3 protein-coding genes are annotated in these 2747 nt (G+C 33.5%); all 3 read left to right on the top strand.

What is annotated here, in order from left to right; genetic code table 11:
* Nucleotides 1-186: 186 nt before the first annotated feature.
* The gene (locus tag V7147_RS07570; protein ID WP_335367240.1) at nucleotides 187-1032 is read left to right on the top strand and encodes a sulfite exporter TauE/SafE family protein; all 846 of its coding nucleotides are present in this window, start codon (nucleotides 187-189) and stop codon (nucleotides 1030-1032) included.
* 288 nt (nucleotides 1033-1320) lie between these two features.
* Nucleotides 1321-2466, top strand: a complete 1146-nt coding sequence (locus V7147_RS07565) for a mandelate racemase/muconate lactonizing enzyme family protein (protein ID WP_335367239.1) — start codon at nucleotides 1321-1323, stop codon at nucleotides 2464-2466.
* A 73-nt stretch (nucleotides 2467-2539) separates the two neighbouring features.
* Nucleotides 2540-2747: FadR/GntR family transcriptional regulator (locus tag V7147_RS07560; RefSeq protein WP_438824565.1), on the top strand; the 208-nt coding region annotated here is incomplete at its 3' end.

The raw sequence follows: 2747 nt of genomic DNA, 5'->3' as shown, positions 1-2747 counted from the left end.
TCAATTTAAAAACCTCCTTTTCAATACTTTAATTAATTATCCTTATATATCTTTTTTTCTTATATTCTAGTTAATCCACCAATGGGTATAACTTTTGATTATGGCCTATAAATAATTGTTATTATACGTAATCATAAAACTCTGATAGTTTATTAGTTAACAAAATTATACACTAGGGGGTCTTAATTGAATATTTCAACAGGTTTATTATTATTGATTATTGGTTTATTAGCTGGAGGATATGGATCTATTGTTGGAGCAGGAGGTGGGTTCATTTTTGTCCCTGCGCTTTTACTACTATTCAAAATTAGTCCGACAATCGCTGCTGGTACAGGGTTAGTTATTGTATTAATAAATTCTCTATCAGGAGTAGTTGGATATGCAAGGCAAAATAGAATTCATTATCGAACAGGAGTTATATTAAGTATAGGTGCATTCCCAGGTGCACTTTTAGGAGTTTGGGTACTAGAAATTTATTCTTCCACCTACTTCTACATTATTTTTGGGAGTATTTTAACTATTTTAGGTATATTTCTAATTTTAAAAAATACAGGATTTAAGAAAACGAAAGTAATAGATAACCAATATCAAAAGAATAGTATAAATGAAGTAGCCGCAACTACAAGTTCCTTAATGGAAAACAATAAGTACATATTGGAAAGAAGTGAGACAAAAAACATACAAGTGAGATGGCTAATTCCAATTGGTTTCTTCATGGGGATCCTTTCTAGTTATCTTGGTATTGGTGGTGGATGGCTTCTTGTACCTTTATTAATTTATTTCTTTCGTGTACCTACACATAACGCTACGGCAACTTCTATTTTTTCGCTTTGTTTATACTCTTCAGTGGGTGTCATTTTACAAATCTGGAACAATAACATTGATTGGTTGATCGTATTAATGGGTGGGATTGGTATTATTATTGGCTCCCAGCTAGGTGTTTTTTTATCACAAAAAATACCAAGTAGAATAATTATGCAAATGCTTTCTATACTACTCATTGCTATAGGTATTCGTATGTATTTTCATTGAAGGTTATCAACTTAAGTGTACTGGTAGATTAAGACTTCCAGCATGCCTGAGAGGTTTTCAATAGTGGATCCTAATTTGATTGTGGTCTTAACACAAGATTATAATANNTTTTAAAAAAATAAAATATTTTATGTTGACGGAATTTTACTAACATTATACTATTTACTCATAAGTCATCATACAACTTACAACTTACAACATACGAGTAAGAAATGCTGTTAGTTACATGTTAAAAGCTGAATTATACTTCAAAGAATAATGCCATATTTAGAGATTGGGGGAAGAGATTTGAAAATAACTGAATTACATATTCATGTGTTATCTGCAAAGTTAGATGAACCTTTTGCTTTTTCACAAGGCTACGCTGTTAACAGATCCTCAATGATAGTAGAAATTGTTACAGACGAGGGGATTACCGGTTGGGGTGAGTCATTATGTCATGGACTTCAACCTCCACAAGTAGCGGCAAGTATTGTTGAGTATTCCTTAAAACCATTACTGATTGGTGAAGATCCTACAAATGTAGAGGTTTTATGGGACAAAATGTATAATCATACGCGTCCTTATGGTCAGTTAGGTGCAGTTGTAAATGCTATGAGTGCTGTTGATATTGCATTATGGGATGTTCTAGGGAAAATGTATAATCAACCTATTTATAAATTACTAGGTGGAGCATATCGTACAAAAGTGATGCCATATGCAACAGGGTTTTATCGAATACAGGGTAAATCTTATCCAGAAGCAGCAATTGAAGAAGCTCAACAGCATTTAGAGAATGGTTATCAAGCTATGAAATTAAAAACAGGCTTTGGTGTAAAGGAGGATATTGAGTATATTCAATCTGTTCGAGAGGCAATTGGTTTTGATGTCACTTTAATGGCTGATGCAAATTGTGCATTTAATTCAGCTAATGCTAGAAGAATATTGATGGAAGTAGAAGTAGCTAAGCTACATTGGTTTGAGGAACCGCTTCCACCTGAGGATATTGAGGGGTATCAAGAATTAAAAGGTATAAGCTCCACATTTATTGCAGCAGGTGAAAATATTTTTGGAAATATTGGAGCGAGGCAATGGGTTGCTTCAAAAGCGTTAGACATCATTCAGCCAGATATTGCGGCATCAGGAGGATTTACAGCTGTTAAAAGAATAAATGCATTAGCAAACTCTTGGAACTTAATGGTTAATCCTCATGTATGGGGGACTGGTATTGGACTAGCTGCTTCATTGCAATACATAGCAAATATTCCACCAGCTCCGTTATGTTTTAAACCAATCGAACCGATGTTAGAGTATGATCAATCATCACACCCATTTAGACAAGATTTAATCTTTCATTCTATTGGTATGAAAGATGGCATGGTGGAAGTTCCTGATAAACCTGGTCTTGGAATTGAGGTAAATAAAGACGTTATTAATCATTTTAAGATTAATTAGAGAAATATTATTCGGTGATTTGTCACCGAATTGGTCGAATGTTTGTAAGCGTTTTAAAATTAAGGTGGAAGCGGTGAGACCCATATTTAAAAGTACTCATTTTAAAAAGAGTGGAAACTTATCTACAGCGGTAATGAATGAAATAATGAATGAAATTTTAAAAGATACGGATGGAAATATGAAATATTTGCCAACGGAAAATGAGTTAGCTACTAATTTTAATGTAAGTCGAATAACTATTCGCGAAGCAATTCGTGGACTTGAAGAAAGAGGTTTCGTAG

The sequence above is a fragment of the Bacillus sp. JJ1521 genome (genome assembly GCF_036965165.1).
In the GTDB taxonomy this organism is placed as follows: domain Bacteria; phylum Bacillota; class Bacilli; order Bacillales; family Bacillaceae_L; genus Ferdinandcohnia.
Note: the sequence above shows the minus strand (reverse complement) of the source record. Positions and strands in the feature narration are given on the sequence as shown.